The organism is Anaerolineales bacterium, assembly GCA_022866145.1.
GTDB lineage: Bacteria > Chloroflexota > Anaerolineae > Anaerolineales > E44-bin32 > PFL42.
The window spans coordinates 1-2,216 of sequence record JALHUE010000429.1 but is presented as its reverse complement, the minus strand read 5'-3'; the positions used below and the strand labels follow the sequence as shown (position 1 = coordinate 2,216).

At 61.0% G+C, this 2,216-nt stretch carries 4 protein-coding genes; all 4 read left to right on the top strand.

Annotation, left to right across the window (positions count from 1 at the left end):
- Positions 1-319 precede the first annotated feature (319 nt).
- The 4 genes from MUO23_12955 to MUO23_12940 all read left to right on the top strand — a co-directional run bounded on the left by MUO23_12955 (position 320) and on the right by MUO23_12940 (position 2,142).
- The gene (locus MUO23_12955; GenBank protein ID MCJ7513861.1) at positions 320-508 is read left to right on the top strand and encodes a hypothetical protein; all 189 of its coding nucleotides are present in this window, start codon (positions 320-322) and stop codon (positions 506-508) included.
- 996 nt (positions 509-1,504) lie between these two features.
- Positions 1,505-1,720, top strand: a complete 216-nt coding sequence (locus MUO23_12950) for a hypothetical protein (protein ID MCJ7513860.1) — start codon at positions 1,505-1,507, stop codon at positions 1,718-1,720.
- Positions 1,717-1,905, top strand: coding sequence for a hypothetical protein (locus tag MUO23_12945; GenBank protein ID MCJ7513859.1), 189 nt, complete (start codon positions 1,717-1,719; stop codon positions 1,903-1,905). Before MUO23_12950 ends, MUO23_12945 begins: the two co-directional genes overlap by 4 nt.
- 99 nt (positions 1,906-2,004) lie before the next feature.
- Positions 2,005-2,142, top strand: a complete 138-nt coding sequence (locus MUO23_12940; GenBank protein MCJ7513858.1) for a hypothetical protein — start codon at positions 2,005-2,007, stop codon at positions 2,140-2,142.
- Positions 2,143-2,216 lie beyond the last annotated feature (74 nt).

Sequence of the window (2,216 nt, the reverse complement as noted above, 5' to 3'; positions counted from 1 at the left end):
TCTCTTCCGGTCTTGGCGGCCTGACGTCTTCACGAGGGTAGCGGACCGCGAGTGTTGGCTGATCTGCCGCGGCCACCACCTCGAAAGACAGTAGGGGACCACGCATCAACTCACGGTAGGCTTCCAGGTCCGAGTCGCTCATAGACAGACCTAGCTCATCGGACAGTGAGCGCAAGAACTCAAGGGAGGGGAGTTCGGGCGCCCCGATTGCCACACCTGCCGCAGGCAAGTTCGCCTGCGGTAGCTGTTGTAGGGAAAGGGATGCCTTCCTCATGTTGACTCCGCTTCGGTCTGAATGTGCACGCTCAGCAATCTGTCGATGAAGATCGCGGACGCCCGCAGAGACAACCCCGGCATGCTCTGGCCAGGGGTCGATCCACCTCTCCCGTTCTTCCTCGTCACCGCTCGCCTCGACGTCGGGAAAGCGGACGTCTCGACCTGGGTGCTGTCGAATCCGCATGTCTTGGATTGTGCACTGGCGCTCGTATCGAGACCCCCGGGCGGATGATGCCGCCGCCCACCGGCGTCTGTGGTTCACGGGGGGGAGCGCCCTGGTGCAACCCGGAGACACCTCAGCCCTCACCTGCCCGCGAGCAGCCTCACCCCTGCGCTGTGTGCATGACGATGGGCTGTCTTGACGAGTCCAAGGCAGATTCCTTGGCCCTCCGACCATGCGTCGAGGCAGACGGCGCCTTGCAGTCTGGCAGATGGACGCGAACAATGGCGAATACTAGCACAATCGGTCATCTATGGTTGAACTCGGCCCTCGGTTGAGTTGTAGCACCACCGTCCAGGTGGACCGTGCGCAGCTTGGGTGAATCTCAAGTCGCATGTTTGTGAGCCAGTTCACGCGTCGCGGCGTCAAGACATAGCGCATCTGGGCCAAGGGCCTGCGACGTCGTGCCCCCACGCGACGTCCAAGACCGCCCGAGAAGCGGAATGGTCAAGAGCCGTATTCACATTTCGGTTGGCCCGACATGAGTAGCCCTCAAGTGCTTGGGTCCACCGGGCATCGTCGGGACCCACTCCTTTGCGCTGCAATCACCGACAAGCGAGCAGGTGTCCTCGTTTCCGCTCTAAGGTCGCGCCAATCCCAACCAAGGGACAGAGTCCCTTGCAATGGGTGAGGAAGACCCTTGCTCGCCTCTTTCCCCAGCTTGCATGGGAGGACCTGCATGTTTCCAGCTGTCTAGCGGACCCAGACCCTTGACCTCTTGTCGGGGCCGGGCGACACGCAACGATGCGGCAACAACCAAGCGACCTTCGGACCGCGTTTTGTCGACTCCGTCATGCCGGAATGTTCCCTCACCAACAATGCTGCCGGAGGCCGAAGGTCAGTGCGTCACCTTGATTCGTCAGGCCATATTGAATATACTTGACGATCGCTCAAGGGTTCTTCCAGAACGAGATTCAAGGCATTCGGTTAGAACCGCCAGGACCAGTTTCCCGCGAAGTGTAGACCCTCAACGGTCGCGATATCGAACCGTTGCTCCAGAGCTGCCCGATGGACAAGAAGCCGTGGGCCGCCGCGACCATGAAGCTCCAGACCGGCGAGGAGATGCAGATTCGTGCGGCGAAATTAGAAGCAGCTGAGCTTCGAATGCAGAATGCCCGGAACGTCATGGTTGTCGGGCATGACTTCTCTGATATCGTCGCGCCGGGGTTGATGAAGAGCTGCTCGAGTGGCACCGCAAGCGCATCAAGGATCCCTACGTCTTGATCGGGATGATTGACGCCAGGCTGGCCGGCCGGGTCCATGGCCGCTTGATGAATGCAGACATCAACATCAGCCATCCCACGATGACGTTCGATCGGGGTGGCCGCCTGGGCGCCGCGCTCTTCTACTGCAAGGCTTGCTATGCCTTCGAGACTCCCCGGCCAGAAGGGATTCGGGTCCACGCATGAGAGCTACAATGGCTGGCGAATCGGCGTCTTGGGTATGGCGCAGCCCACTACCCTTGGCCGGATGTGCAGCATGAACTGGACGAGGCCTGGGTGTACTCCGTGACCAAGAAGGTCCGGGATCAGGCCATCAAGGAGTACTCCGAGCAGCTGGAGGACTCGGGGCCCAGCTTCGACGTGCCTGGCATGGTGTTCAAGGCCAAGGACAAGCCGGTCGTGCCAGACGAGGTGACTGTCTAGCTTGCGCTCGCTCCCGTGCCGTATGCCCATTGCGCCCCGAGCGCTTCCAGGGTGATCCTGGATTGCGCCGGATG